We start from the raw sequence: 25398 nt of genomic DNA on the forward strand, positions 1-25398 counted from the left end.
TCTCGCCCGCCCCGCAGTCCTGACGAACTTCCTTTTAGCACGCCACCAGAGATCAGACAGCTAACTCATGGAACTCTCAGTTGCTGAGATACACTCACGCTACCTTCGCCGCCATGGGAAGATCTCTGCGAGCACTCATCACTGTTCGGCTGACGGTCCGAACCGAATCGACCACCAGCCCTGAGCGGCAAATCGAAGAGTGCAGCTCCTTTTGTGCGTCGCGCGGCTGGGAGGTCGTAGGGGTCGCCAGTGACCTCTCGGTCTCCGCCACCGCCGTGCCACCATGGCGACGTCCGGAGCTGTCCCACTGGCTCGACGAACGCGCTCCCGAATTCGACGTCGTCGTCTTCTGGCGACTCGATCGGTTCGTTCGTCGAGTCAGTGATCTTCACAAGATGATCGAGTGGGCACAGAAGCACGGCGGCAAGGGCCTCGTATCCGCCACCGAACCGTTCGACCTCACGAGCCCGACGGGCAAGGCGACCGCCACCATGATCGCGACGTTCGCCCAGATGGAAGCCCGAGCCGCAGCCGAGCGGGTCGCCTCCTCGCGGGCGCACCTGCTCACCTCCACACGGTGGGGCGGGAGCTCTCCGCCGTTCGGCTTCAGGACGTACGCACGAGACGGAGCCCGTTACCTGGAGATCAATCCGGAGACGGCGGCTGTCGTGAAGGAGGCGGCCCAGCGCGTCATCGGCGGCGAACCGGTCAACGCCATCTGCCGGGACTTCGAGGCGCGAGGGGTACCTGCGCCCGCGGACACGTACCAGCGCAACAAGTCGGGGAAGGACTTCGTCTGGTATCCGCGCACGCTGAAGGGGATCCTCACCTCGCCCACACTGCTCGGCTGGAAGACACGCAGCGTGGAGGTGCCCGGCAGGAAGTACAGGAAGCGTGAACTGGTTCGCGATCAGGAGGGCTGTCCGGTCCGTGTGGCCGAAGAAGTGCTGGACCAGGAGACCTTCGACCGTCTGCAGGGCGTCCTGGCCGATTCAGCCGCCCCGTCGGGCCGCCGTCCCGCGACACCCAGGACCCCGCTCCTCAACGTGATCAAGTGCGGCGGATGCGGCAAGAACCTTCAGCTGCACACGACCAGGAAGCGGCGGAAAGACGGTACGTACCGGATCACCGAGAAGATCCGCTGCCTTTCGCGCGTCGGCTCCCCGGCATGCCCCGGCTATGTGTTCGTTCCGGACGACGACATCGTCACCCCGATCCTGGGCATGCTGGTCAAGGAGTTTGGTGACACACCCGTCGTGCGCCGTGAATACGTCCGGCGAACCGGAGGCAGAAGTGAGGCCGACCTTCCGCCCCACGACATCGATGAGGATCGTTGGCAGTTCGTGCCCCTGGGTTCGACCTTCGCCGAGCGGTGGCTGAGCATGGGGGTCGCGGAGATCGGCGAGGACCTGATCCGCGCCGGCATCACGATCACATGTCATCCGCGAGAGCGCGGCGGCCATGTTCCGGACATTCCCGCAGACTTCCGTGAACGCCTTGCCAAGTTCCTGGTGTGAGAGGGGTCCCACCGCAGTTGGGCAGTTGGGCAGTTGGGCAGGTGCTGAACGGAGAATCGTCCCCGGGAGAGCAACCGTCTCTCAGAACGTTGTCCTCATGTTCACCTGCACAGTCGCTTCCCCTCGCGCACCGACGGCCACATATCAGGAGCCCTGTACATGACCATCACCTCTCGCACCACCGACCACCGGATCAGCCCGGTCTTCCTCGGGATCGTCGCCGTCATGGCGGTCACCGGTTGGGCGGTGTGGACAGGCTTCGCATCGGCGCCGGGGCTCGCCGTCTTCCTTTTCGTCACCTCGGCCTGGGTGGTCTCACTCTGTCTGCACGAGTACGCCCACGCCCGTACCGCGCTCCACAGCGGAGACATCACCGTCGGCACAAAAGGCTATTTGAGCCTCAACCCTCTCGCCTACACCCATGCCCTGCTCAGCATCGTGCTGCCCGTCGTGTTCGTGATCATGGGTGGGATCGGGCTGCCCGGTGGTGCGGTCTTCATCGAGCGGGGCCGGATCCAGGGGCGCTGGAAGCACAGTCTGATCTCGGCGGCGGGTCCGCTGACGAACGTGCTGTTCGCGGCCGTCTGCACCGCGCCCTTCTGGCTGGGGGTCACCGACGGCGTCCCGGCGGCCTTCCTCTTCGCCCTCGCCTTCCTGGCGATGCTCCAGGTCACGGCGGCGATCCTGAACTTCCTGCCGGTGCCCGGCCTGGACGGCTACGGCGTCATCGAGCCCTGGCTGTCGTACAAGATCCGTCGCCAGGTGGAGCCGCTGGCGCCCTTCGGGCTGCTGCTCGTGTTCGCGGTGCTGTGGATCCCGGCGGTGAACGGCGTGTTCTGGGACGTGATCGACGCGTTCATGCGGGGCCTCGGGATCGAGGACCAGCTGTCCGACTGCGGCTACTGGCTCTACCGCTTCTGGCGCGAGGACAGCGACATCTGCCTCACGGGGATGTGACGGCCGCCTGATCAGCCGGCGGCGGAGCGCTCCAGCTTCGCCTTGCGCACGTAGTACCAGGTCATGTTGGACGACAGGCCGGCCATCAGCACCCATACGACGCCCAGCCAGCTGCCCCGGCTGAAGGAGACCACGGCCGCGGTGATCGTGAGGAGACAGACGACGAGCGCGTAGACGGCGAGGCGGGGCATGGGGGTCGGCTCCTGGGAAGGCGGTCGGACGAGGTGGTGCGTCGTCCAGTGTCCCCCATGCCCGTGCGGGTGCGTACGTCGCCTCGGCGGGTCACACGTCCGTCAGGCGGATGCCCGCGTGGGCCTTGTAGCGGCGGTTCACGGAGATCAGGTTGGCCACCAGGGACTCGACCTGGTGGGCGTTGCGCAGCCGGCCGGCGAAGATGCCGCGCATCCCGGGGATGCGGCCGGCCAGCGCCTGCACGATCTCGACGTCGGCACGCTCCTCGCCGAGGACCATCACGTCGGTGTCGATCTCCTCGATCTCCGGGTCCTCCAGGAGGACGGCGGAGAGGTGGTGGAAGGCGGCGGTGACCCGCGAGTCCGGCAGCAGGGCGGCGGCCTGCTCGGCGGCGCTGCCCTCCGCCGGCTTCAGCGCGTAGGCGCCCTTCTTGTCGAAGCCGAGGGGGTTGACGCAGTCGACGACGAGCTTGCCGGCCAGTTCCGCGCGCAGCGATTCGAGGGTCTTGCCGTGCCCGTCCCACGGCACCGCGACGATCACGATGTCGCTGCGGCGGGCGGTCTCGGCGTTGTCGGCGCCCTCGACGCCGTGGCCGAGGTCCTGGGCGACGCCCTGGGCGCGGTCGGCGGCCCGCGACCCGATGATCACCTTCTGGCCGGCCTTGGCGAGGCGGTAGGCGAGGCCCTTGCCCTGCGGGCCGGTGCCGCCGAGCACGCCGACGACGAGCCCCGAGACGTCCGGCAGGTCCCAGGGGTCCTTGGCGGGGGCCTTCGCGGGAGCCTTCGCGGCGGACTGCTGTGCGCTGTCAGTTGAGGTCATGGGCCGACTTTACGTGCGGGTGCGGGGCGGGAGGCGGTCAGGTGAGCGTGGTCACGGGGACCCGGCGGAACGTGATCGTCTCGTACGCGCTGAAGTCGCCCGTCTCGTAGAGCAGTCCGACGGTGTCCCGGTCGACGCGTACGAGGTCGGAGTACGCGGCGGGCAGCCCGTCGACGGTGTGCGCGGGGCGCCAGGTGACGCCGTCGTCGGTGCTGGCGCGGACGGTCATCAGGGCGCGGAAGCCGGGGTCGGCGGGGCCGGAGTGGAGGAGCAGGTCGGGGTCGCGGAGTTGGAGGACGCTGCCCTCGACGACCGGGCCGACGAGGCCCGCCTGCGGCCGGAACGGCTTGACGAGGCTCTCGCCGCCGTCGGTGGAGTGGGCGTCGGCGCGGGTGCCGGGGGCCGGGGAGTCGTTGCGGGTGTTGAAGTAGACCCGGCCGTCGGGGAGTTCGGCGGCGGTGGTCTCGTTGGCGTTGATGTAGCCGTCGGTGTTGTCGTCGACGTATCCGATGCGCCAGCCGGCGCCCGCGTCGTCGCTCAGCAGGCAGTGTCCGCCGTTGTACTTGCCCTCCGTGCCGTTGTCCGCGCCGGCGGGCGGGAGGGAGTGGTTGGCGGGGACGACGACACGGCCGGTGGTGAGCTGGAGCGCGTGGCCGGGGGTGGTGGCGTACCACCGCCACTCGGGCTTCTTGGTCTGCTGGGTGATCTCCCTGGGGTCGGACCACGTCCGCCCCTCGTCGTCGCTGTGCTGCACCCAGACGCGACGGCCGTCCGCCGCGCTCACCGCGCCGCGGCGGATGGCGTCCTCCGTGGCGTGGGCGGCGTTGCGGACGTGGACCAGCAGGATCCGGCCGGTGTCGAGGACGACGGGGGCGGGGTTGCCGGCGAGGGCGTCGCCGTTCTTGGCGGCGACCTGGAGAGGCCCCCAGGTCAGGCCTCCGTCCGTGGACCGCTTCACCACGATGTCGATGTTCCCGAAGTCCTCCCGCCCGCCGACCCGCCCTTCGCAGAAGGCGAGCAGGGCGCCGGAGGGGGTGACGACGACTGCCGGGATCCGGAAGCTGGCATAGCCTTCGCGACCGGCCCGGAAGGGGACGCTGGACTGGGGTGTGGGGGGCATGGGGGGCTCCTGGGGTGGGGGGCGGCTCGTGGGGTGGTGGTGCGGTGGGCCCGTGGCGGTCGTTGTTCGGCCTGCGTGCCCGGCTCGGGCTAATTCGGGGTGAACACCGGGTCACGAGTGTCCGGTTGCGGCAGGATGCGGGCGCATGGATGCCGTACGGGTCGCGTTGTTGCGTGAGGTGCTCGCCGGGACGGAGTGGCTGGGGGCCACGCGCCGGTTCGCGGGGGCGTTGCGGGGTTCCGTGGTGTCGTACGGCGGTGGGCTGCTGCTCGTCGGTACGGCCGAGTACGAGCCGTGGCACCTCGCGGCGCACCTGGTGGACGAGGCGGCCTGGTCCGGTACGCCTGAACTCTCCCCGACGCTCGTCCGGCACTCCGCGCGGGACTCGGATCCGGCGCACCTCGCGGTGGGGCTCGGCCGGGTGTCGGCGGCGCGGCGGGGCGAGACCCTGCTCGTGGTGGCCCCGTCCGCGCCGGGCGCCCCCCTGCTGGAGCGGGTCCACGACGCGCGGCGGGCCGGGGCGACGGTGCTCGCGCTGGACACCGGCGACCGCGAGCTCGACGCATTGACCCACGACTCGTTGACGGCACCGCCCGCCGCACCCGAGGTCGACCTCGACATGGTCCAGCACCTGGTCAGCGCGGCCGCCGGCGAGAACGCACTGCCGGCACCGAGGGGACGCCGCCGCTTCCGGGACCGCCTGTCACGGCTGACGGACCACCTGACGTCCCCGCCTCCGACCCGCTGGTAGCCCCCGCCGCCGAGGGTGGTCGGGCGTGGGAAAAGCGGTTGCCCGGGGGGAGAGGGGCCGTTGAGCATGGGCCGTTGTGACTGTTTCCGATGATGCCGGTGGGGCTTCCGGGGAGCCCTCTTCGCGTGGGGTGGGGGCGTGGGGGCTCGGGCTGTTGCCCGATCTCTCGCCGTGGCGGGTGTCCCGGGACTTTCGGCGGTTGTGGGTGGCGGGGCTGATCACGAACTTCGGCAGTTTTCTGACGTTCGTGGCGCTGCCGGTGCAGATGAAGGAGCTCACGGGGTCGGTCGTGGCCGTCGGCGCGATCGGAGCCGTCGAACTCGTGCCGCTGATCGTGTTCGGGCTGTACGGCGGGGCTCTGGCCGACGCCTTGGACAAGCGGACGCTGATCCTGTGGAGCGAGGCCGGGCAGGGGCTGCTGTGTGCGGGGCTGCTGGTGAACGCGCTGCTGCCGGACCCGCTGGTCTGGCCGTTGTACCTGGTGGCCGCCCTGTCGTCCGCGCTGGTGGCGGTCCAGCGGCCCGCCCTGGACTCGATCGTCCCTCGGATCGTTCCGCATGAGCATCTGCCGGCCGCCGCGTCGCTCAACTCCCTGCGCTGGACGGTGGGCGGGGTCGCCGCGCCCGCCCTGGCTGGTGTCGTCGTGGCCTACGCCGGACTCGGTTGGGCGTACGCGGCGGACCTCGCGACCTTCGTGGTGTCGGTCGCGCTGACCGTGGGCCTCGCCTCCTCCCCCGCCGCGCACGAGGCCGCGAAGCCGTCGCTGCGGTCGGTCGCGGAGGGCGCGCGGTACGCGTGGAGTCGTAAAGAACTGCTCGGCACCTACGCCGTCGACCTCGCCGCGATGTTCCTGGCGATGCCGCTGGCTCTGCTGCCGTTCCTGGCGGACGAGTTGGACGCTCCGTGGTCGCTGGGACTGATGTACGCGGCGCTGCCGGCGGGGTCGTTGCTGGTGACGCTGACGAGTGGGTGGACCTCCCGGGTGCATCGGCACGGTCGGATGGTGGTGCTGGCGGCGGCGTTGTGGGGCCTGTCGGTGATGGCGGCCGGGCTGGTGCGGGACGTGTGGCTGGTGTTGGGGTTCCTGGTGCTGGGCGGCGCCTTCGACATGGTCAGCGGGATCTTCCGGGCCGCGATGTGGAACCAGACCATTCCGGACGAGCTGCGGGGGCGGCTCGCGGGGATCGAGCTGCTGTCGTACGCCGTCGGGCCACAGCTCGGACAGGTTCGGGCGGGGACCATGGCCGCGTGGACCTCCGTACGGGCGTCCGCGTGGGCCGGCGGGGTGTTGTGCGTGGGGGCGGTGGGGTTGCTGGCGCTGTGCCTGCCTCAGCTGATGGCGTACGACGTGCGAACCAATGAGCATGCGGTGCGCTCGCGTGAACGGCGGAATGGCTGATTTTCCGCCCGCCCCCCTCCATGACCCCAGGGCGACACGTACGGGGCTCCCGTGGGGCCGGGCACCGTCGGCGGCTGCGGGGCAGGGCGGCATGTTGGGGGGTGGCTGTGCCGGCGCCGGGCGGGGGGCCGCCCCTGCCCGGGTGGCGGTTGCCGTAGGGGCGGGGCGGGGTCCGGCGTGGTGGAGTGGTCAGTCGGGGGTGTTGGTCGGGGGGGTGTCGTGCCAGCGCGGGTCTGTTTCCCATTCCGCGTTGCGTTCCTGGGCCGTCTCCATCGCCCGCTCGGCGTCCTGGCGGGAGGCGTAGGGGCCCATGCGGTCCTTGCCGGGGCAGTCGGGGCCCTCTTCGACCTTCTTGTGCTCCAGGCAGTAGAACCACTCACCGGGCTTGCCGGCCGTACGCCGTTTGAACAGGGGCATGACCTGAGTTCCCTTCGCCAGTCGTCACCGACATGGTCCCCCACCACCGCTGGTTAAACTCGCTGGCATGTCTGGCCAGTCGCTGCTCGCACCGGGGAAGCTCTCCCCCGCCCGCCCCGTACCGGGGAACATCCGCCGTCCCGAGTACGTGGGCAAGCCCGCCCCGACTCCGTACACCGGCCCGGAGGTGCAGACCCCGGAGACGATCGAGGCGATGCGGATCGCCGGCCGGATCGCGGCCCGCGCGATGGCCGAGGCGGCCAAGCACATCGCGCCCGGGGTCACCACGGACGAGCTGGACCGGGTCGCGCACGAGTACATGTGCGACCACGGGGCCTACCCCTCGACGCTCGGCTACCGCGGCTTCCCCAAGTCGCTGTGCACCTCGGTCAACGAGGTCATCTGCCACGGCATCCCCGACTCGACCGTGCTGAACGACGGCGACATCGTCAACCTGGACGTGACGGCGTACATCGGCGGTGTCCACGGCGACAACAACGCCACCTACCTGGTCGGCGAGGTCGACGAGGAGTCGCGGCTGCTCGTCGAGCGGACCCGGGAGTCGCTCGCCCGCGCGATCAAGGCCGTCAAGCCGGGGCGGCAGATCAACATCATCGGGCGCGTCATCGAGTCGTACGCGAAGCGGTTCGGGTACGGGGTGGTGCGCGACTTCACCGGGCACGGGATCAACTCGTCGTTCCACTCCGGGCTGATCGTCCCGCACTACGACTCCCCGCACGCCACCACCACCATCCAGACCGGGATGACCTTCACGATCGAGCCGATGCTCACGCTCGGGTCGTACGACTACGACATGTGGGACGACGGCTGGACGGTCGTGACGAAGGACCGCAAGCGGACCGCGCAGTTCGAGCACACGCTGGTGGTCACGGAGACCGGCGCGGAGATCCTCACGCTGCCTTGACATGCTCCTCGGGCGAAGCCCGAGGATTCTGGCCGTCCCCACCTGTTGCTGTGCCGCTACGCGGCACAGCTTTCGGCAGGGATTCCGTGGCTTCCTGTTTCTTCGCGCTGTGCCGGGACAAGTCCCGGTCTTACCGGCGCTCCGCAGGCCGATACCGCCAGTCCGGCGGCCTGTTTTACGTTGATCGCGGCGTTGTGGTCCCGGTCGTGGACGGTGCCGCACATGGGGCAGGTCCACTCCCGTACGTGCAGGGGTTTGGGCCCGTCCCGGTGTCCGCAGGTGGAGCACACCTGACTGGTGGGCTCGAACCGGACGATCTTCACGAACGTCCGCCCGTAGCGTTTCGCCTTGTATTCGAGCATGGTCACAAACTGCGACCAGCCCGCGTCATGCACGCTTTTGGCCAGCCGGGTGCGTGCGAGTCCGGATACCGCCAGGTCCTCCACCGCGATGGCTTGGTTATCGCGGATCAACTGGGTGGAGAGCTGGTGGTGGAACTCCTTGCGCGCATCAGTCACAGCCGCGTGAGCGCGGGCAACCTTCAGCCGGGCCTTGGCCCGGTTCCTCGACCCCTTCTCCTTCCGGCACAGGTCCCGCTGCGCCTTCTTCAACTTCTTCTCCGCCCGGCGCAGAAACCTCGGGCTGTCTATCTTCATACCGTCCGAGAGGACCGCGAAGTGTGTGAGGCCCAGGTCGATGCCGATCGCGGCCCCGGGGTCCGGCTCCGTCCAGCGGGCACGGTCAGTGTCGTCGTCGGTGTCGACGACGAAGGAGGCGAAGTACCGCCCCGCCGCATCCACGATCACCGTCACACTCGACGGCACAGCGGGCAGGACCCGCGACCACTTCACCCTCACCTCGCCGATCTTCGGCAGGGCCAGCCGCCCACCCTCGGTGATCTTCCAGCGGGCGTTCGCGGTGAACCGGATCGCCTGCCGGGCATCCTTGCGCGACCTGAAACGCGGCGCACCCACCCGCTTCCCCTTACGCTCCCCCTTAAGGAGTCCTTGCAGAAAGATCGTGTTGTGGCACGGTGGAGAGGTATGTGATCCCGTCTTTTGTGGGGTGTGACCATGGCGCGGCGGAAGCCGTGGGAGGTCAGTGACGAGTTGTGGGCGGTGATCGAGCCGCTGTTGCCGAAGCATGAGCGGCGGTTCCGGTATCCGGGGCGCAAGCGGATCGATGACCGCAGGACGCTGCAAGGTGTGCTCTTCGTCCTCTACACAGGTGTCCAGTGGGAGTTTCTGCCGCAGGAGTTGGGGTTCGGTTCGGGTCCCACTTGCTGGCGTCGGCTGGCCGAGTGGCAGGAGGCCGGGGTGTGGGAGGAGCTCCAGCGTGTGCTTCTGGACCGGTTACGGGCGGCGGACCGTCTGGACTTCTCCCGCGCCACTGCCGATGCCTCGCATGTGCAGGCCAAGCGGGGGCGAAGCAGCCCAAAAGTCGGTCCGAGCCCGGTTGACCGCGCACGGCCGGGCTCGAAGCATCACGTGCTGACCGATGCCCGCGGCACTCCGCTGCGGGTGTCGCTGACCGGCGGTCACCGTCACGATGTCACCCAGCTTCTGCCGCTGGTCGACAGCCTTGGGCCGGTACGGGGCAAGCGGGGCCGGCCCCGGCGCAAGCCCCGCGTCTTGTATGCCGACCGCGGCTATGACTACGACATCTACCGCCGCCGTCTGCGCGAGCGCGGCATCACACCGAAGATCGCCCGACGCGGCCGGCCACACGGCTCGGGCCTGGGCAAAGTCCGGTGGGTCGCCGAGTCAGCCATCGCCTGGCTCCACGGACCCCGCCGCCTACGGACCCGCTGGGAAACCAGAGACGACATGCACGACGCCTTCCTCCAACTCGCCCACTGCATGACCCTCGCCCGCAAGCACCCGGCTTTCTGAAAGCACCCCTTAAGTGAGGCGAAGAAGTTCTTGTACGCGGCCTCTACGTCCCGCAGCGCCTGCTGAAGGACGACCGAGGACACCTCGGCCAGCCAGGCCCGTTCGGGAGTGTTCTTGGCCCGGGTGATCAACTGCCGAGACAGGACGGCGGCACCAGGGTAGGACTCCTTGGCTGCGCAAGCATTCTCGCGGGCGCGCACCGCGTCGTTGAACACGACGCGAGCGCATCCGAACGCCCGTGCCAACGCGGCGCGTTGACCGGGCTCCGGGTACAACCGGAAGGCGTACCGAAGCTGCATTCGCCGATCGTACGAACACACGGCACCCCCTGTCGCCGGGAACTCCCGTTCCCCGCCTCACCCCCACGGACCGCACCGTCCGGCTCCGCCGGAACGACACTGCGGCGCTCCGCCCCACAGCCACGAGATTCGCTTCACCACCAGGCTGAAGCCCGATGCACTGCGAATGAAACTCGGCAGCTCCGCCTCAGCCCTGCCGCAGCCCGCCGTCGGCCCCTGGTCGGCGGCGGGCTCTTTGCTGCGTGGATTCGATGTGGGGTCGGTGCGGATTCGGGGTACCGTTTTTACCGACAGGGAGTCGGGAACCTGTTGACTTAGGTAAGCCTAAGTATAGAAAATGACGGCAGGTTCTCGTCCATCCCTCATCGGCACCGGAGGCCTCCATGAACGCGTCGGTCACCTCGGACACGGCGTTCTCCACGCTCATCCGCACCGCGTCGCACGAGCAGCACACGGAGGCGGAGACCACGACGTTCATGGGCGACATGCTGGGCGGCAAACTCGGCGTCGAGGCGTACACGCGGTACACCGAGCAGCTGTGGTTCGTGTACGAGGCGCTGGAGAGCGCCGCTCCGGCCCTGGCCGACGACCCGGTCGCGGGGCCGTTCGTCCAGCCCGAGCTGATGCGGCTGGGCGCGCTGGAGCGGGACCTCGAGCATCTGCGCGGCCCCGACTGGCGGGCGACGCTCACGGCGCTGCTGGCGACCGAGGAGTACGCGGCGCGGGTCGCCGAGTGCGCGCGCACCTGGCCCGGCGGGTATGTGGCCCACCACTACACGCGGTACCTCGGGGACCTGTCCGGCGGGCAGATCATCCGGGACCGCGCCGAGAAGACGTGGGGCTTCGCCAAGAAGGGCGACGGGGTCCGGTTCTATGTGTTCGAGCAGATCACCAACCCGGCCGCGTTCAAGCGGGGGTACCGGGAGCTGTTGGACCAGGTGCGGGCCGATGATCTGGAGAAGCAGCGGATCGTGAGTGAGTGCAAGCGGGCGTTCTCGCTCAACACCGCGGTCTTTCTTGCTCTGGGGGACGAGTTTCCCCTGAGTGCGTAGGCGCTGCGCTCGCTGGGCCGGGGGGTTCGGGGGCGCTGGGGTTGTGGGTTCGGTGCGGGTGGGTGGGGGCTGGGCGCGCCCACGCGGCGGAGCCGCATATCGGTACAGCCCCGCGCCCCTTGAAAGCATGGGGTGCCCCCCGCCTTGAGAGCCCCCTAGCGCTCCAGGAACACCCGTCCCCCGACCTCCACCCAGCCGTGCGGCTGCGGGGCTGTCAGGAGTTGGGAGCCGGTGCCCTGGGTGATGTTCAGGGCTCGGCCCAGTTGGGCGGTCAGTTGCAGGGCGGCCGCGCCGGTGGCCTCGTCCTCGTCGAGGCCGTCGTCGCGGCCGGGGAAGGCACGGGCGCGGACACGGCCGGCGGCCTCGTCCTCCCAGGCCCAGGCGTAGAGCCAGTCGCCTGGCGGAGGGACGCGCAGGTCGTCGACCTCGGCGGCGGAGGCGTACTGGCGCAGCGTGCGGGGCGGGGCCCACTCCGGCAGGGCCTCGATCCAGCTGAACTCACCGTCCAGCCGGGCCCCGACCAGTCCGGCCGGGGTGACCAGTTCGGGTACGTCGAGCAGCCAGGCCGCGCCGACGCAGGGGTGTCCGGCGAAGGGCAGGCGGGCCGAGGGGGTGTAGATGTCGATGACACCGCGCTCGGGGTCGTCCACGAACACGGTCTCGCTGAAGCCGAGTTTGGCGGCGAACTCCTGGCGCTCGGCGCGGTCGGGCATGACGGAGCCCTCGCGGACGACGCCCAGTTCGTTGCCGTATCCGCCGCGGGGTCCGCAGAACACCCGCAGCACATCGAAGTCGGTCACCCCCGCATTGAAACATCAACCAGGCCCCGGGTCGTACCAGGTCACCGCAGTGCCGGGGATCGACCGGGCAGCGCCGCCCCCCACCCTTGAGAGGACCAAGTGACCGTACTGGACAAGCCGGTCGAGCCGGAGAGGGCCGACGGGCCCGACGGGGCGCACGGGACCGGCGAGGCGGGCGGGGGTGTGACGGGGCGCCCGGGGAAGGCTGGCCCGCGGCCCTCCGGTGCCGGGCGGCGGCGTGCCCCGCTGCTGCTGACCGTCGGTCTCCTCGTCGCGCTGTGCGTGCTGGTGCCGGTCGCCGGGGGGCTCGGGGCCTATCCCATTCCCACCGGTGACGTGGTCTCCTCGGTCGCGCATCGGATCGGGCTGGGCGGGGCGGAGCTGGCACGCGTTCCCGAGTCGGTGCTGTGGAACGTACGGTTCCCGAGGATCGTGCTGGCGTTGCTGATCGGCGCGTCGCTCGGGTGTGCGGGGGCGCTGATGCAGGGCGTCTTCGGGAACCCGCTGGCGGAGCCGAGTGTCATCGGGGTCTCGCTGGGCGCGGCGGTGGGCGCCGTCGCGACGATCGCGTTCGGGATCACGTTCCTCGGGAACTGGACGGTGTCCGTCTTCGCGTTCGTCGCCGGGCTGATCACCGTGTTCGTGGTGTACGCGATGTCGCGGTCGGGCGGCCGGACCGAGGTCGTCACGCTGATTCTCACCGGCATCGCGGTGAACGCGTTCGCGGGCGCCACGATCGGGCTGTTCATCTTCCTCGCGGAGGACACGGCGGCCGTCAACCAGATCGCGTTCTGGCAGCTGGGCTCGCTCGCGCAGTCGACGTGGCCGAAGGTGCTGGCGGTGCTGCCGTGTGCGGTGATCGGGCTGGCCGTGGCGCCGTTCTACGCGCGCAAGCTGGACCTGCTCGCGCTGGGTGAGCGGCCGGCGCGGCATCTCGGGGTGGACGTGGAGCGGCTGCGGGTCGTGCTGATCCTGGTCGTCGCGCTGCTGACCGCCGCCGCCGTGAGCGTGTCGGGCGTCATCGGGTTCGTGGGGCTCGTCGTCCCGCATCTGCTGCGGATGGCGGCCGGGCCGGGGCACCGGTTCCTGATCCCGGGCAGCGCGCTCGCAGGGGCGGTCGTCCTGCTGGCGGCGGACCTCGCGGCCCGCACGATCGTGCAGCCGGCCGAGCTGCCGCTGGGTGTCCTCACCGCCCTGATCGGCAGCCCGTTCTTCTTCTGGCTCCTCCGCAGGACCCGTCGCAAGCAGGGAGGCTGGGCGTGAGGTCCACATCGGGCACGAGGTCCACGACGGGCACGAGGTCCACGACGGGCACGAGGTCCGCTTCATCGGGCACGGGGTCCCTGCGTGGGCGGCTCCTGGGGCGACTGCGCTCGGGGGCGCCCACTCCCCCGGGCCCGGCCGGCCCCGGTGACGTCCTCGCCGAGGCCGACGACGTCACCGTCCGCCTCGGTGCGCGCGAGGTCCTGCACGGTGTGTCCGTCGCGGCCCGCGCCGGTGAGGTGCTCGCGCTGGTCGGGCCCAACGGCGCGGGCAAGTCGACGCTGCTGGGCGCGCTGGCGGCGGACCTGCCGGTGTCCGGTGGGGTCGTACGGGTGCACGGGCGGCCGGTGGGTGGCTGGTCGGCGCCCGAACTGGCGCTGCGGCGGGCCGTGTTGCCGCAGTCGGCCGCCGTGTCGTTCCCCTTCACCGTGGAGGAGGTGGTACGGATGGGGCGGGCGCCCTGGGCGCGGCAGCCGGACGGGGACGGCGCGGTGGACTCCGACGACGTGGCCGTGGCGGAGGCGATGGCCCTGACCGAGGTCACCGGGTTCGCGGCACGGCCCTTCTCCGCACTGAGCGGCGGCGAGCGCGCCCGGGTGGCGCTGGCGCGGGTGCTCGCGCAGCGGGCGCCGCTGCTGATGCTGGACGAGCCGACGGCCGCGCTGGACCTGAGGCATCAGGAGCTGGTGCTGCGGGTGTGCCGGGCGCGGGCGCGGGCCGGGGACGCGGTGGTCGTCGTCCTGCACGATCTCGGGCTGGCGGCGGCGTACGCGGACCGGGTGGCCGTGCTGCGCGACGGGCGGATCGCGGCAGAGGGGCCCCCGGCCGGGGTCTTCGAGGAGGGGTTGCTGTCGGAGGTCTACCGGCAGCCGGTGGAGGTGTTCCCGCATCCGCGGACGGGTGATGTCCTGATCGCACCGAAGCGGACGGGCGATGTCCCGATCACGCCGAAACGGGGTTCTTGACTGCGGATTGGGGCTCTTGACCCCCTCTTGACCGGACTATGGCGGCTGTTTTGAGCCACCGTGATCGGGCCGTGCTCGTACGGTTCCGAGGAGAGGGCTTCACTGGGAAGACAGCGATTTGGTGAGGTTAGCCTCAGATAACTACGGGGCCGCCTCACCTTCTCTGTGTGTCCCCTGTGTACTCCCTTGGAGCCGAAATGCGCCCCCTCAGTCGCCCCTTCAGACTCTCCGTCGTCACGGCCGCCACGACCGTGGCAGCCCTGACCGCCGTCACCGGCTGCACCGAGAAGAGCAGCGCGGGCGCGGACGGGGTCATCGCGGTGACCGCGACCGACACGACGTGCGAGGTGTCGAAGAAGGAGTTCCCGGCGGGCCACGTCGAGCTGGCCATCGAGAACAAGGGCTCCAAGGTCACCGAGGTCTACGTCCTGTTCCCGGACGACCGGGTGGTGACCGAGCGCGAGAACATCGGCCCCGGCACCAAGCAGAAGGTCACCGCCGAGGTGAAGGAGGGCGAGTACCAGATCGCCTGCAAGCCCGGCATGAAGGGCGACGGCATACGCCAGACCGTCACGGCCACCGGCAGCGGGAAGATCGCCGAGCGCGACCCCCGGCTCGACAAGGCGGTCGCCTCGTACCGCAAGTACGCGCAGGCGCAGGCCGACGAGACCATTCCGCTGGTGAAGGTGTTCGCCGACGCCGTCAAGGACGGGGACGTCGAGGCCGCGAAGAAGGCGTACGCGCCCTCCCGCATCGGCTGGGAGCGCACCGAGCCGGTCGCCGAGTCCTTCGGTGACATCGACCCCAAGGTCGATGTGCGCGAGGACGGTCTGGAGGAGGGCCAGGACCCGGAGAAGGACTGGACGGGCTGGCACCGTCTGGAGCGCTCGCTGTGGCAGGACGGCAAGCTCACCGACCGCGACTCCGAGCTGGCCGACCAGCTGGTGACCGACCTGGAGGACTGGCAGAAGCGGGTCGGCACGGCGGAGATCACCCCGACCTCCATGGCCAACGGCGCCAAGGAGCTCCTCGACGAGGTCGCCACCGGCAAGGTCACCGGCGAGGAGGAGCGCTACTCGCACACCGACCTCGTCGACTTCAAGGCCAACGTCGAGGGCGCCGAGGAGTCGTACGAGCTGCTGAAGTCCGTCGCCGCCGAGAACGACCCGGAGCTGACGAAGGAACTCGACCAGCAGTTCGCGGCGCTGAACACGCTCCTCGACAAGTACCGCGCGGACAAGACCGGGTACGACTTCGTCTCCTACGACAAGGTCGGCGAGGCGGAGCGCAAGGAGCTGTCGGACGCCGTCAACGCGCTCGCCGAGCCGCTGTCGCAGCTCGCCGCGGCGGTCGTCAAGTAACCGGGCGGGTACGGGAGTCGACTGATGACAGAACCGACGGGACCGACCGAACCGACCGGACCGGCTGAAGCGGCTGAAGCGGCTGAAGCGGCCGGCAACGCACAGGCGCCCACCCGGCGTGCGCTGATCGGCTGGGGCGGTGCCGGGCTCGCGCTCGGTGCCGCCGTGGCCGGCGGCGCGGTCGCCGTGGCGCGCACCGGCGACGAGGCGGCCCCCACCGCCGGTGGGGCCGTCGCCTTCCACGGCGCCCACCAGGCCGGGATCGCCACGCCCGTGCAGGACCGGCTGCACTTCGCCGCGTTCGACGTGGAGACGGACGACCGCGACGCGTTCGTGGCGATGCTGAAGGACTGGACGGCCGCCGCGCGCCGGATGACGGCCGGGAAGGCGGTCGGCGACGGCGCGTACGGCGGTCTGCCGGAGGCCCCGCCGGACGACACCGGGGAGGCGCTGGGGCTGAAGCCGTCCCGGCTGACGCTGACGATCGGGTTCGGGCCGTCGCTGTTCGAGAAGTTCCGTCTGGCGGGGCGGCGGCCCGAGGCCCTGGTGGACCTGCCGCAGTTCGCCGGCGACAACCTCGACAAGGCCCGCAGCGGCGGGGATCTGTGCGTCCAGGCCTGCGCGGACGATCCGCAGGTCGCGGTGCACGCCGTCCGCAACCTCGCCCGCATCGGCTTCGGCAAGGTGTCGGTGCGCTGGTCGCAGCTCGGGTTCGGCAAGACCTCCTCGACCACCCCCGAGGCGCAGACCCCGCGCAACCTCATGGGGTTCAAGGACGGCACCCGCAACATCGCCGGCAACGAGACGGACCGGCTGAAGAAGTTCGTGTGGGTGGACGAGAAGGACGTCGACGCGAACTCGGCCTGGATGACCGGCGGCTCGTACCTCGTCGCCCGGCGCATCCGCATGCACATCGAGCCGTGGGACCGGACCTCGCTGCGGGAGCAGGAGGACATCTTCGGCCGCGACAAGGGCGAGGGCGCGCCCGTGGGCAAGGCGAAGGAGCGGGACGAGCCGTTCCTGAAGGCGATGCTGCCGGACGCGCACGTACGGCTCGCGCACCCCGACTCCAACGGCGGGGCGACGCTCCTGCGGCGCGGTTACTCCTTCACCGACGGCACGGACGGTCTCGGCCGGCTGGACGCGGGTCTGTTCTTCCTCGCGTACCAGCGTGATGTGCGCCGGGGGTTCATCCCGGTGCAGCGCAATCTGGCCACGGACGCGCTCAACGAGTACATCCAGCACGTGGGTTCGGCGATCTTCGCGGTGCCGCCGGGCGTCCGGGACGCGGACGACTGGTGGGGGCGGGCGCTGTTCACCGGCTCATCGACAAAGGGCTGAGGCCGTGTTCGCGAACTATCTGATCGGTCTGCGGGAGGGCCTGGAGGCCAGTCTCGTCGTCTGCATCCTCATCGCCTATCTGGTGAAGACGGACCGCCGGGACGCGCTGGAGCCCATCTGGACCGGGATCGGGGTCGCCGTCGGGCTGGCCCTCGCCTTCGGCTGCGTCCTCGAATTCGGCTCCCAGGAGCTGACGTTCCAGGCGCAGGAGGCGCTCGGCGGCTCCCTGTCGATCATCGCGGTGGGCCTGGTGACCTGGATGGTCTTCTGGATGCGGCGCACCGCCCGGCATCTCAAGGCCGACCTGCACGGCAAACTGGACGCGGCCCTGCGGATGGGCACGGGCGCGCTGGTGGCGACCGCGTTCCTGGCGGTGGGCCGGGAGGGCCTGGAGACCTCGCTGTTCGTGTGGACGTCGGTCCGGGCGTCGAGCGACGGCACCGAGGGCCCGCTGATCGGCGTCCTGCTGGGTCTGGCGACGGCGGTGGTGCTCGGCTGGCTGTTCTACCGGGGAGCGCTGCGCATCAACCTCGCGAAGTTCTTCACCTGGACCGGCGGCATGCTGGTCGTGGTCGCGGCCGGTGTCCTCGCGTACGGCTTCCACGACCTCCAGGAGGCCGACTTCGTGCCCGGTCTGACGGACAAGGCGTTCGACATCTCCGGGACGATCCCGCCGGACAGCTGGTACGGCACGCTCCTGAAGGGTGTGTTCAACTTCCAGCCCGACCCGACGGTCCTGCAAGTCACGGTCTGGCTCCTCTATCTGATCCCGACGCTCGCGCTGTTCCTGGCCCCGGTAGGGTTCGCCTCCGGGAAGGGGAAGGTGAAGATTCCTGATGAGCAGGGTGCGCGGGGTTCGGAGTCCACTGGGGCTTCGTGAGGTTCGTCCGGTTCGTACGGGCGGGAGGTTCCTCGGGCTGCTGCGCCGGGGCGGAGTTCGTCGTCGGGGCGGGCTTCTCGCGTACGGGCGGGGCGCGTTGGTGACCACGGCGGTGACCGCGCTGTCGTTGACGGCGAGCGGCTGCGTGGTGGTCCGGGGCGATCTGGAGGTCCTCCCGACCGCGACCCGGGGGGAGGCGGAGCGCGCGCTGCAGGACTTCACCACCGCGTACAACAAGGCGGACAAGGCGAACGACCAGTCCCAGGACGCCGCCCGGGTCACCGGCGCGCTCGCGGACATCGACGGCGGCAAGCTCCGCTCGGGCGCGAAGATCAACCCGGGCGGCAACCCGAACCATGTGCCGCTCGAGCTGGCCGACATCACGTACACGATCCCGGAGAAGGCGGGCTGGCCGCGCTGGTTCGTCGCCGACGCCACCGCCAACAAGGGCGACAAGACGGCCCGTTGGCTGTTCGTGTTCACCCGGGACGGGCTGACCGATCTGTGGGAGGTCTCCTTCCTCACGATCGTGCCCGCCGCCGACATGCCCGAGTTCAAGAAGGACGCGGACGGCCACGCCCAGGCGGTGCAGCCCGACGACGCCGAACTCTCCGTGGAACCCGCGCAGTTGCCCGACCGGTACGTGACGTACCTGAAGGAGGACAGCGCGCTCTTCGCGGACGGCCCGTACACCTCCGAGGAGCGCGCGCGGCGCCAGCGGAACGCGGAGAAGCCGGGTCTGGCGCGGCAGTACATCGACGAGGCCCTCACCAACGGCGACTACGCGCCGGTCGGTCTGCGCACCACGGACGGCGGGGCGCTGGTCTTCTTCACCACCCGCCACTACCAGAAGCAGACCGCCGCGCAGGGGGTGAGCATCCCCGTCAACGACGCGGCCGTGCGCGCCCTGATGACGGGCGAGCCGAAGCAGTCGCTGACCCTGGAGTTCGTGAACAACCAGGCGGTCCTCGACCCGGCGAAGACGCAGTCGGACCAGCAGGTGCGGGTCGTGAGCCAGGTGGGCGGGCTGACGGGGGCGAAGGGCGAGTAGGGGCCCTGTAGCGGCCCTGACCGCCGGGCGGTCACTCGGGTGGTGTCAGCCTCGGGACGGCCAGGCCGTGTTCGCGTGGTCCGGCTGCTCGCCCACGTGGCGTGAGCAGGCCTCGGTGAGGATCTCCAGCAGGCTCAGCGGGTCCGGCAGCGGGTGCTCGGGGCCGCGTACCCAGTGGACACCGAGGTCACCGGGGAGCCGGGCCGGCGGAACGAGGACGTAGGACCCCCGGCAGTGCCAGCGCAGGCCGGGGTGCTCGTCCATGGTCTCGGGGTGGCAGTCCAGTTCGCAGGGCCACCACTCGTCCTCGTCCTCGGGGGTGCCCCGGGTGAGGGTGAAGAAGAGCAGCCGCCCGTTGTCGGACTCGGACTCGAACTCCGCGACGGGGCCGACCTCGATCCCGGCGGCGAGCAGCCGCTCCAGGGCCTCGCGTCCGGCGGCGAGCGGGACGTCCAGCACGTCGTGGACCATGCCGGTCGCGGTGATGAAGTTGGCCTGCGGCTGGTGCCGGGCCCAGCGCGTGAGCTGGCCACGATCGGTGGTGGACTGCGTCTGCCAGGCGAACGACACCGGGTGCCGGGCGGGGGTGGGACAGCCGACGCGGTCGCACGAACACCGGTAGCCCGAGGGGTACGCGGCGGGCGCGAGCGGGAGTCCGGCGGCGGCCGCGGCGAGCAGCAGTTCCTCACGGCCGGTGTCGTCGGCGGCCTGGTCGAGCGGGCGGCCGGTACGACGGGCCCGCAGCCACTCGGAGAACCTGCCCTGCCGACCGGTCCGGCCGCCGAACGTCGCGCTCATCTATCGCCTCGCCTCGCTGTGGTGCGGACAGCATGTCCCCATGGTCCCACCATCCTGCGCCGGGGGTGGCCGGAGCCCACATCCGGGGTAGGTGGGGCGATGCCGGAGCGCGGACAGGGATGGCGGGCTATCCCCTGTTTTGAGGGGATTTACCGCCCACGGTCCGGCCCCGCGCGATCGGCGCCGGGTCGTCTTGGTCACATCGGGCGGGGCGGCCCGGTCAGCGGGGCCTGACCGGCGGGGCGGGAGGGGCGGCGGGGGGGGCCTGACCGGCCGGGTGCGAGGGTCAGCGGGGGCGCCTGACCGGCCGGGCGGGAGGGTCAGCGGGGCGCGAGGCCGTGCAGGGCGTACTCGACGAGGGCGTCCGTGTACTCGTACGAGATGGGGCCCGTGTACTGCAGCCAGCGCTGGGCGAGCGGGGAGACGAAGAGTTCCAGGGCGATGCGCGGGTCGATGTCGGGGCGTACGGCGCCCTGTTCCTGGGCCGCGCGCAGCCGCTTCACATACAACTGGAGCTGGGGTTCGAGCAGTTTGCCGACGAACTCGACGCCCAGCTCCCGGTTGATCACTCCCTCGGCGGCCAGGGCGCGGGAGGGGACCTCGAACTTGGGGTCGAGGAGTTCGTCGACGGTCGCGCGCAGGACGGCCTTGAGGTCGGCTTCGAGGTCCCCGGTGTCCGGGATCTCGTACTCGGCCCGCTCCCCGATCACCTCGGGCCGGGCCGCGGCGTCCGCCGCCTGGTTGCTCAGGTCGACGAACGCCTCCAGCAGCACCTCCGCCTTCGAGGACCACCAGCGGTAGATCGTCTGCTTGCCCACGCCCGCGCGGGCGGCGATGCCCTCGATGGTCGTCTTCTGGTACCCGACCTCGCCGATGAGGGCGAGGGCGGCGTCGTAGATGGCGCGGCGCGACTTCTCGCTGCGCCGGGCTGAATCAGGGGCGGTCTTTTTGGCCATGCCCCGAATTTACCAGGTTGACAAGACGGTGCGTCTCGCCTCATGGTGGTGGACATAGGCGAGACGAACCGTCTCGCCCCGTGGGAAGAGGGAGACCGTCATGACCCGAGGTGGAGCAGGAAACATGCTGGGAGTGGGGGGCGCCCGCCGGAACCTCGGCCGCGAGGCCCTGCGCGGCGGCCACGGAAGCGGCCGCGTCGGCGGCGGCCTCGACCCCCAGGCCCAGAAGCGGGAGCTGCTGCGCAAGCTGCAGGAGAAACGACAGGAGGGCCGTACGGCCGACGGGGCGTCGTGAACGGGCGAGGGGGCCGCTGTCTCAGCGGCCCCCGAGACCGTGGCGGAGCTGGACCACCCGGAGGGTGAGCCCTTCCGGGCTGGTCAGCCGCAGCGCGGGACGCCCACGGTCCGCCGACCACGCGACCTGACCGAGGGGGCGCGCGCGGGCGGCGACCGCCTCCAAGTCGTCGAGGGCGACGATGACTTCCCACTGGGGTGCGTCGCCCGGGTCGACGTCACCCGGGGCGAAGTCGGCGTGGACGAGGGCCGTTCCGGTCACCTCCCGATAGAACTCCCTCGCGGTGTCCGGGCGTTGGCAGGCCAGGACCATGCGGTGCGGGGTGGTGGGGGCGCCCGGCGGAAACCCCCATCCGGTGAACCGGTACGGCTGCCACAGGGAGACGGCGGCCCCCACCGGGTCGACCAGGGTGGCGACGCGCCCCTGGTCTCCGGCGTCGAACGGCGGGAGGACGAGCCGCGCACCGTTCGCCACGGCGGTGGCGGTGCGGGCGTCGACGTCGTCGACCGCCAGGTAGAAGGCGATGTGGGCCGGGGTGCCCGGCGGGTAGACGGGGTTCGCCAGGTCGCTCGCTCCGCCGACGCGATGGCCGTCCCCCGTGGTGATCGTCGTGGCCCGGCGCGGGTCCTCCTCGTCCACCGCGAGGTGCCAGCCCAGGGTGGCGGCGAAGAAGGCGGTGGTGCCGGGCAGGTCGCGGGTCTTGAGGTCCATCCAGCAGAACTCACCCGGAGAACCGAGACGCACGGTCATCCGGCCGACCCCGGTCCGGCCGGCTCCGGTCCGAGTGGTTCCAACACGCCGACCGGCTGGTCACCGCTGGTCTCGCCCGTCGCGCGGAAGCCGAGACCCAGGTAGAAGTTCTCCGGGCCGTCGGGGCCGGGGTGCCAGGTGACGAAGAGGGAGTCGCCGCCTCGGCGGCGGATCTCGGCGGCCACGGACTCCACGGCGAAGCGGCCGTACCCCCTCCCCTGCTCGTCGGCGGCGATGTTGAGCCGCCAGAGCCCGGAACGGATGTCGGTGCCCGAGCCGTCGCCCTTCCAGTCGATGTCGAGGAAGGCCATCAAAAAGCCGACCGCCCGCTCCCCGTCCATGATGAGCCGGGGCCAGGCGACCCCGGGGTGGACATACGCCTCGGCCAGCGACTGCGCGACCGTCTCCACCAGGTGTTCCTGATCGGGACGGACACGTACGCCGAGCGCGGCGTCGAGGTTGGCGGGGGTTATCTCGGCCAGGTGCGGGGTGGTGGACATGTTCGATGAGATAGCCGGAGACCGCGTGCGCGGCGCAACTGGTTTTCGGGTGCGCGAGAACGCGCGGACCGATATCGGGCAGGTGACCATGACCGTTCTGATCACGGTGTGCGGGACTTCTCCCGGCATGGGCAAGTCGACGCTGTGCACCGAGCTGTACCGATGGCTGGCCGGCACGGGGCTGCGGGTGGACCACTTCCGCGAGGATGAGATCCTGACACGCCCGCAGTTCGCCGCGGTCGCCGAGGAGTTCCGGGCCACGGGCAGGGTCGAGCCGGGGACGTTGCTCTCGGCGACGGGACGGTTCGTCGAGTCGGTACGGGCGCGTGGCTGTGACGTCGTGATCGCGGACGCGTTGGTGCCGTATGTGCCGACGCTGCTCGCCATGGGCCACGACGAGGAAACGATCGATGCGTTCATGACCGACCTGACCGCGGTGCTCGCCCCGGTCCGCCCCGTCATGGTCTACCTCGACGGGAACGCCGAGACCGCGTTGGCCCGCGCCGCGAGGAGAGAGGGCGCTGGGTGGCTGGACCGCTATGTCGGGAAGCTCGCCCGGTACGAGGTGCGCCCACCGGTGTCCGATGTCGCCTCGGCGGCGCGGTACCTGCGGCGCGAACGCGCGGTGACCCTCGACGTGGTCGGACGGGCACGCTGGGGGCTGGTGACGGTCTCACGAGCCGATGAGCTACCGCCGGACGAGGTGCTGTGGGTCGCGCGGCGGGGGCTGGGGCCCGCATTACGGCCGTAGCGACGGCTGAGACGGCTGTAGAGACGGCCGTAGCGTCCGTGCTATGGCCTTCCGGTGGCCGTCGCGGCGTCTCGTCGGCCCGTCTCAGGGCGCCTGCTCGTCGTCCTCGGGCCGCGGCGGCCAGGCGTCGCCCCAGTCCGTGTCGCGGGCCGCGCGGTAGAGGAGGCCGTGGCGTTTGGTGACGGTGGTGCGGGCGAGGGCCGGCTCGGGGGCGCAGAGGTCGAGGAGGACCTGGCCCTTGCGGATCTGGGGCCTGCGGACGATGCGGGAAGGAGCCGGCGTCGGGGGGAAGCGGGTGGCGGCGACATAGCTGAACTTCTCGTCCTCGTACGACAGGGAACCGCCCTTGACCTGGCGGTGCAGGGAGGAGCGGCTGACCCGGGCCGAGAAGTGGCACCAGTCCTCTCCGGGGACGATGGGGCAGGCGGCGCTGTGCGGGCAGGGGGCGGCGATGTGGAAGCCGGCGGCGATCAGACGGTCCCGGGCCTCGATGACACGGGCGTAGCCGTCGGGGGTGCCGGGCTCGATGATCACGACGGCCTGGGCGGCGGTCGCGGCCGCCTCCACGACGGCCGTGCGGTCGGCCGGGGTCAGCTCGCCCAGGACGTACGAGACGGTCACGAGGTCGGTGCCCTCGATCGTGAGCGCCGATCCGATACGGGAGCGCTGCCACTCGGCGGCCTTCAGTTCCGGGTTCGCCGCGGCGATCTCCCGTCCGAGCGCGAGCGCCGGTTCCGCCCAGTCGAGCACCGTCACCGGCCGCGTGCCCTCCCAGGTGGCGTTGACCGCCCAGGTCGCCGCGCCGGTGCCCCCGCCCACGTCCACGTGACCGCCGGGCACCCACCCGGGCACCGCCGCCGCGAACGCCTCCAGCGCCGCGCACACCGCCTCGAACGTCGCCGGCATCCGGTACGCCGCGTACGCGACGACGTCCGACCGGTCCCGCAGCACGGGCGCGTCCGTCGGCGTCCGCCCCCGGTAGTTCGCGATCAGCCGCTCGACCGCCCGCGTGGCCGACTTCGGCGGCAGCCCGTCGAGCAGACCGGCGAGGGCGGTGCGGAGGGTGTCGGCCGAGGAGGACGGGGATGACGGGGAGGAGGGGAAGGAGGCGGGGGCGTTCACGGGGTGATTCTACGAGGGGGCGTGGGCCGGTCCGCCCGCCTCGGCGCCGGTCCCCGGGCCGGGGCGGAGCGTAGGGTGCCGGGATGATCGAGGTACCCGACGCGTTCGTACGGAGCACGGTCGAGCGGGAGGGCGAGCCGGGGGCGGTGTGGCTCGCCGAACTGCCCCGGATCGTGGGCGAGTTGCTGGAGCGGTGGGGGTGTGTGCCGGACGGGGACGTCGTGCACGGCGGTGTCGGGGTGATCGTCCCGGTGGCGCGGCGGGGGGAGCCGGCCGCCGTCCTGAAGGTGTCGTTCCCGCACCCCGGGAACGTCCATGAGCCGGACGCCTTCGAGACGTGGGGCGGGTGCGGGGCCGTACGGCTGTACCGGCGGGACGACGAGCGGTTCGCGATGCTGCTGGAACGGGTCCGGCCGTCGACGCTGGCGGAGCTGGGCGACGAGGACGAGATCGTGACGGTCGCCGGGCGGCTCAGCCGGCGGCTGGCCGTGCCCGCGCCGGCCGGGCTGCCCCGGCTGCGGGAGCGGACCGACGCCTGGGCGGAGGAACTGCGGGCGGACGCCGGGGAGCTGTCGCACGCGCTGCCCCGCCGCACGGTCGACGCCGCGCTGGCCACGCTGCGTGAACTGGGCCCCGACCAGCCGGAGACCGTCGTGCACGGCGATCTCCACGCCAGGAACATCCTGCGGGCCGAACGTGAGCCGTGGCTGGCCGTCGATCCCAAGGGGCTGGCGGGGGACCCGGCCTACGACGGTGGCACGCTGCTGAAGTCGCGGGCGCTGAGCCTCATCACGGCGGACGACCTCGGCGCGGCCGTCCGCCGGGTGCTGGACGTCTTCGCCGAGACCGCCGAGGTCGACGGGGAGCGGCTGCGGCGCTGGGCGCAGGTGGAAGCCGTCCGGGCCGCGTTCCACGCCCGCCGCCACGGCTTCCGGGTGGCTCGCGGCGGCCCCCGCCTGGAGTGGCTCATCGCGTTCGTGGACCACCTGGCGGAGCGCCTGACCGCCCCGGCCCACCCGCACTGAACCACGACACGATCACCCACCGGCCGCGCACGCCGACGCCCCCGACGGTCGCGAACCACCTACCGCCGCCCCGGCCCGCGCGCACCGAACCACGACACGCCCAGCCCTCGCCCGCGCACCCCGACGCCATGCGACACCTCGCGACCCGCCTGCCTGCCCGGCACCCGGCCCGCACGCGCTATGAACCGCGACACCATCAG

26 protein-coding genes and 2 pseudogenes are annotated in these 25398 nt (G+C 71.1%); 16 read left to right on the forward strand and 12 right to left on the reverse strand.

Annotation, left to right across the window (positions count from 1 at the left end; all coding sequences use genetic code 11):
- Positions 1–80: 80 nt before the first annotated feature.
- A complete protein-coding gene (locus L3078_RS13175) occupies positions 81–1517 on the forward strand; it encodes a recombinase family protein (RefSeq protein WP_239753709.1) in 1437 nt (478 codons plus the stop codon).
- 159 nt (positions 1518–1676) lie between these two features.
- On the forward strand, positions 1677–2474 hold the full coding sequence (locus tag L3078_RS13180) for a site-2 protease family protein (protein ID WP_239753710.1): 798 nt from the start codon (positions 1677–1679) through the stop codon (positions 2472–2474).
- An 11-nt stretch (positions 2475–2485) separates the two neighbouring features.
- Here L3078_RS13180 and L3078_RS13185 read toward each other — a convergent pair whose 3' ends face one another.
- From L3078_RS13185 to L3078_RS13195, 3 genes are all read right to left on the reverse strand, one after another.
- Complete coding sequence (locus L3078_RS13185; protein WP_239753711.1) at positions 2486–2665, reverse strand: hypothetical protein; 180 nt, start codon at positions 2663–2665, stop codon at positions 2486–2488.
- A 91-nt stretch (positions 2666–2756) separates the two neighbouring features.
- Positions 2757–3485, reverse strand: a complete 729-nt coding sequence (npdG, locus tag L3078_RS13190) for an NADPH-dependent F420 reductase (RefSeq protein ID WP_239753712.1) — start codon at positions 3483–3485, stop codon at positions 2757–2759.
- 37 nt (positions 3486–3522) lie between these two features.
- Positions 3523–4605: a sialidase family protein gene (locus L3078_RS13195; RefSeq protein WP_239753713.1), complete on the reverse strand. Its 1083-nt coding sequence runs from the start codon at positions 4603–4605 to the stop codon at positions 3523–3525.
- A 145-nt stretch (positions 4606–4750) separates the two neighbouring features.
- On the opposite strand from L3078_RS13195, the gene L3078_RS13200 reads away from it, so the two are divergent.
- Both L3078_RS13200 and L3078_RS13205 read left to right on the forward strand, forming a co-directional pair.
- Positions 4751–5356 carry a hypothetical protein gene (locus L3078_RS13200; RefSeq protein WP_239753715.1) on the forward strand — a complete coding sequence of 202 codons (606 nt, stop codon included), beginning with the start codon at positions 4751–4753 and terminating at the stop codon, positions 5354–5356.
- 130 nt (positions 5357–5486) lie between these two features.
- On the forward strand, positions 5487–6755 hold the full coding sequence (locus L3078_RS13205; RefSeq protein WP_239760297.1) for an MFS transporter: 1269 nt from the start codon (positions 5487–5489) through the stop codon (positions 6753–6755).
- A gap of 189 nt (positions 6756–6944) precedes the next feature.
- Here the strand turns inward: L3078_RS13205 and L3078_RS13210 are convergent, their stop codons facing one another.
- Positions 6945–7172: a hypothetical protein gene (locus L3078_RS13210; RefSeq protein WP_239753719.1), complete on the reverse strand. Its 228-nt coding sequence runs from the start codon at positions 7170–7172 to the stop codon at positions 6945–6947.
- A 67-nt stretch (positions 7173–7239) separates the two neighbouring features.
- On the opposite strand from L3078_RS13210, the gene map reads away from it, so the two are divergent.
- On the forward strand, positions 7240–8097 hold the full coding sequence (gene map, locus L3078_RS13215) for a type I methionyl aminopeptidase (RefSeq protein ID WP_239753721.1): 858 nt from the start codon (positions 7240–7242) through the stop codon (positions 8095–8097).
- Positions 8098–8153: 56 nt separating this feature from the next.
- On the opposite strand, the pseudogene L3078_RS13220 reads toward map, so the two are convergent.
- Positions 8154–9098 (reverse strand): annotated as a pseudogene (locus L3078_RS13220) (RNA-guided endonuclease InsQ/TnpB family protein); the annotation flags it as partial.
- A gap of 72 nt (positions 9099–9170) precedes the next feature.
- On the opposite strand from L3078_RS13220, the gene L3078_RS13225 reads away from it, so the two are divergent.
- A complete protein-coding gene (locus tag L3078_RS13225; protein WP_239753724.1) occupies positions 9171–9989 on the forward strand; it encodes an IS5 family transposase in 819 nt (272 codons plus the stop codon).
- Positions 9990–9994: 5 nt separating this feature from the next.
- Here L3078_RS13225 and L3078_RS13230 read toward each other — a convergent pair.
- Positions 9995–10288, reverse strand: a pseudogene (locus L3078_RS13230) (helix-turn-helix domain-containing protein); the annotation flags it as partial.
- 383 nt (positions 10289–10671) lie between these two features.
- Here L3078_RS13230 and L3078_RS13235 point away from each other — a divergent pair.
- Complete coding sequence (locus tag L3078_RS13235; RefSeq protein ID WP_239753728.1) at positions 10672–11340, forward strand: biliverdin-producing heme oxygenase; 669 nt, start codon at positions 10672–10674, stop codon at positions 11338–11340.
- 155 nt (positions 11341–11495) lie between these two features.
- On the opposite strand, the gene L3078_RS13240 is transcribed toward L3078_RS13235, so the two are convergent.
- Complete coding sequence (locus L3078_RS13240) at positions 11496–12140, reverse strand: PhzF family phenazine biosynthesis protein (RefSeq protein ID WP_239753732.1); 645 nt, start codon at positions 12138–12140, stop codon at positions 11496–11498.
- A 99-nt stretch (positions 12141–12239) separates the two neighbouring features.
- Between L3078_RS13240 and L3078_RS13245 the strand changes: the two genes are divergently transcribed.
- The 6 genes from L3078_RS13245 to L3078_RS13270 all read left to right on the forward strand — a co-directional run bounded on the left by L3078_RS13245 (position 12240) and on the right by L3078_RS13270 (position 19001).
- A complete protein-coding gene (locus L3078_RS13245; RefSeq protein WP_420864055.1) occupies positions 12240–13403 on the forward strand; it encodes a FecCD family ABC transporter permease in 1164 nt (387 codons plus the stop codon).
- An 80-nt stretch (positions 13404–13483) separates the two neighbouring features.
- Entirely contained in the window at positions 13484–14368 is an 885-nt protein-coding gene (locus tag L3078_RS13250; protein ID WP_239760299.1) for a heme ABC transporter ATP-binding protein, read from the forward strand.
- Positions 14369–14565: 197 nt separating this feature from the next.
- The gene (gene efeO / locus L3078_RS13255; protein WP_239753733.1) at positions 14566–15729 is read left to right on the forward strand and encodes an iron uptake system protein EfeO; all 1164 of its coding nucleotides are present in this window, start codon (positions 14566–14568) and stop codon (positions 15727–15729) included.
- A 24-nt stretch (positions 15730–15753) separates the two neighbouring features.
- Entirely contained in the window at positions 15754–17070 is a 1317-nt protein-coding gene (efeB, locus tag L3078_RS13260; RefSeq protein ID WP_239753737.1) for an iron uptake transporter deferrochelatase/peroxidase subunit, read from the forward strand.
- A 4-nt stretch (positions 17071–17074) separates the two neighbouring features.
- The gene (gene efeU / locus L3078_RS13265; protein ID WP_239753739.1) at positions 17075–17950 is read left to right on the forward strand and encodes an iron uptake transporter permease EfeU; all 876 of its coding nucleotides are present in this window, start codon (positions 17075–17077) and stop codon (positions 17948–17950) included.
- Entirely contained in the window at positions 17907–19001 is a 1095-nt protein-coding gene (locus L3078_RS13270) for an SCO2278 family lipoprotein (RefSeq protein ID WP_239753741.1), read from the forward strand. Before efeU ends, L3078_RS13270 begins: the two co-directional genes overlap by 44 nt.
- Positions 19002–19046: 45 nt before the next feature.
- On the opposite strand, the gene L3078_RS13275 is transcribed toward L3078_RS13270, so the two are convergent.
- Both L3078_RS13275 and L3078_RS13280 read right to left on the reverse strand, forming a co-directional pair.
- The gene (locus L3078_RS13275; protein ID WP_239753743.1) at positions 19047–19799 is read right to left on the reverse strand and encodes a bifunctional DNA primase/polymerase; all 753 of its coding nucleotides are present in this window, start codon (positions 19797–19799) and stop codon (positions 19047–19049) included.
- A 320-nt stretch (positions 19800–20119) separates the two neighbouring features.
- Entirely contained in the window at positions 20120–20755 is a 636-nt protein-coding gene (locus L3078_RS13280; RefSeq protein ID WP_239753747.1) for a TetR/AcrR family transcriptional regulator, read from the reverse strand.
- Positions 20756–20879: 124 nt separating this feature from the next.
- Here L3078_RS13280 and L3078_RS13285 point away from each other — a divergent pair, with 124 nt between their 5' ends.
- Entirely contained in the window at positions 20880–21050 is a 171-nt protein-coding gene (locus L3078_RS13285) for a DUF6243 family protein (RefSeq protein WP_420864056.1), read from the forward strand.
- A gap of 21 nt (positions 21051–21071) precedes the next feature.
- On the opposite strand, the gene L3078_RS13290 is transcribed toward L3078_RS13285, so the two are convergent.
- Together L3078_RS13290 and L3078_RS13295 are read right to left on the reverse strand one after the other, a co-directional pair.
- Positions 21072–21800 (reverse strand): VOC family protein, encoded by a 729-nt coding sequence (locus L3078_RS13290; protein WP_239753753.1) that lies wholly within the window; start codon positions 21798–21800, stop codon positions 21072–21074.
- Positions 21797–22300 carry a GNAT family N-acetyltransferase gene (locus L3078_RS13295; protein WP_239753756.1) on the reverse strand — a complete coding sequence of 168 codons (504 nt, stop codon included), beginning with the start codon at positions 22298–22300 and terminating at the stop codon, positions 21797–21799. Before L3078_RS13295 ends, L3078_RS13290 begins: the two co-directional genes overlap by 4 nt.
- Positions 22301–22388: 88 nt before the next feature.
- Here L3078_RS13295 and L3078_RS13300 point away from each other — a divergent pair, with 88 nt between their 5' ends.
- Positions 22389–23051 carry a nucleoside/nucleotide kinase family protein gene (locus tag L3078_RS13300; protein WP_239753757.1) on the forward strand — a complete coding sequence of 221 codons (663 nt, stop codon included), beginning with the start codon at positions 22389–22391 and terminating at the stop codon, positions 23049–23051.
- Positions 23052–23135: 84 nt separating this feature from the next.
- Here L3078_RS13300 and L3078_RS13305 read toward each other — a convergent pair whose 3' ends face one another.
- Complete coding sequence (locus L3078_RS13305) at positions 23136–24173, reverse strand: small ribosomal subunit Rsm22 family protein (RefSeq protein ID WP_239753758.1); 1038 nt, start codon at positions 24171–24173, stop codon at positions 23136–23138.
- 83 nt (positions 24174–24256) lie between these two features.
- On the opposite strand from L3078_RS13305, the gene L3078_RS13310 reads away from it, so the two are divergent.
- Positions 24257–25198, forward strand: coding sequence for an aminoglycoside phosphotransferase family protein (locus tag L3078_RS13310; RefSeq protein ID WP_239753759.1), 942 nt, complete (start codon positions 24257–24259; stop codon positions 25196–25198).
- The last annotated feature ends 200 nt before the right edge of the window (positions 25199–25398 follow it).

The organism is Streptomyces deccanensis, assembly GCF_022385335.1.
Lineage (GTDB): Bacteria > Actinomycetota > Actinomycetes > Streptomycetales > Streptomycetaceae > Streptomyces > Streptomyces deccanensis.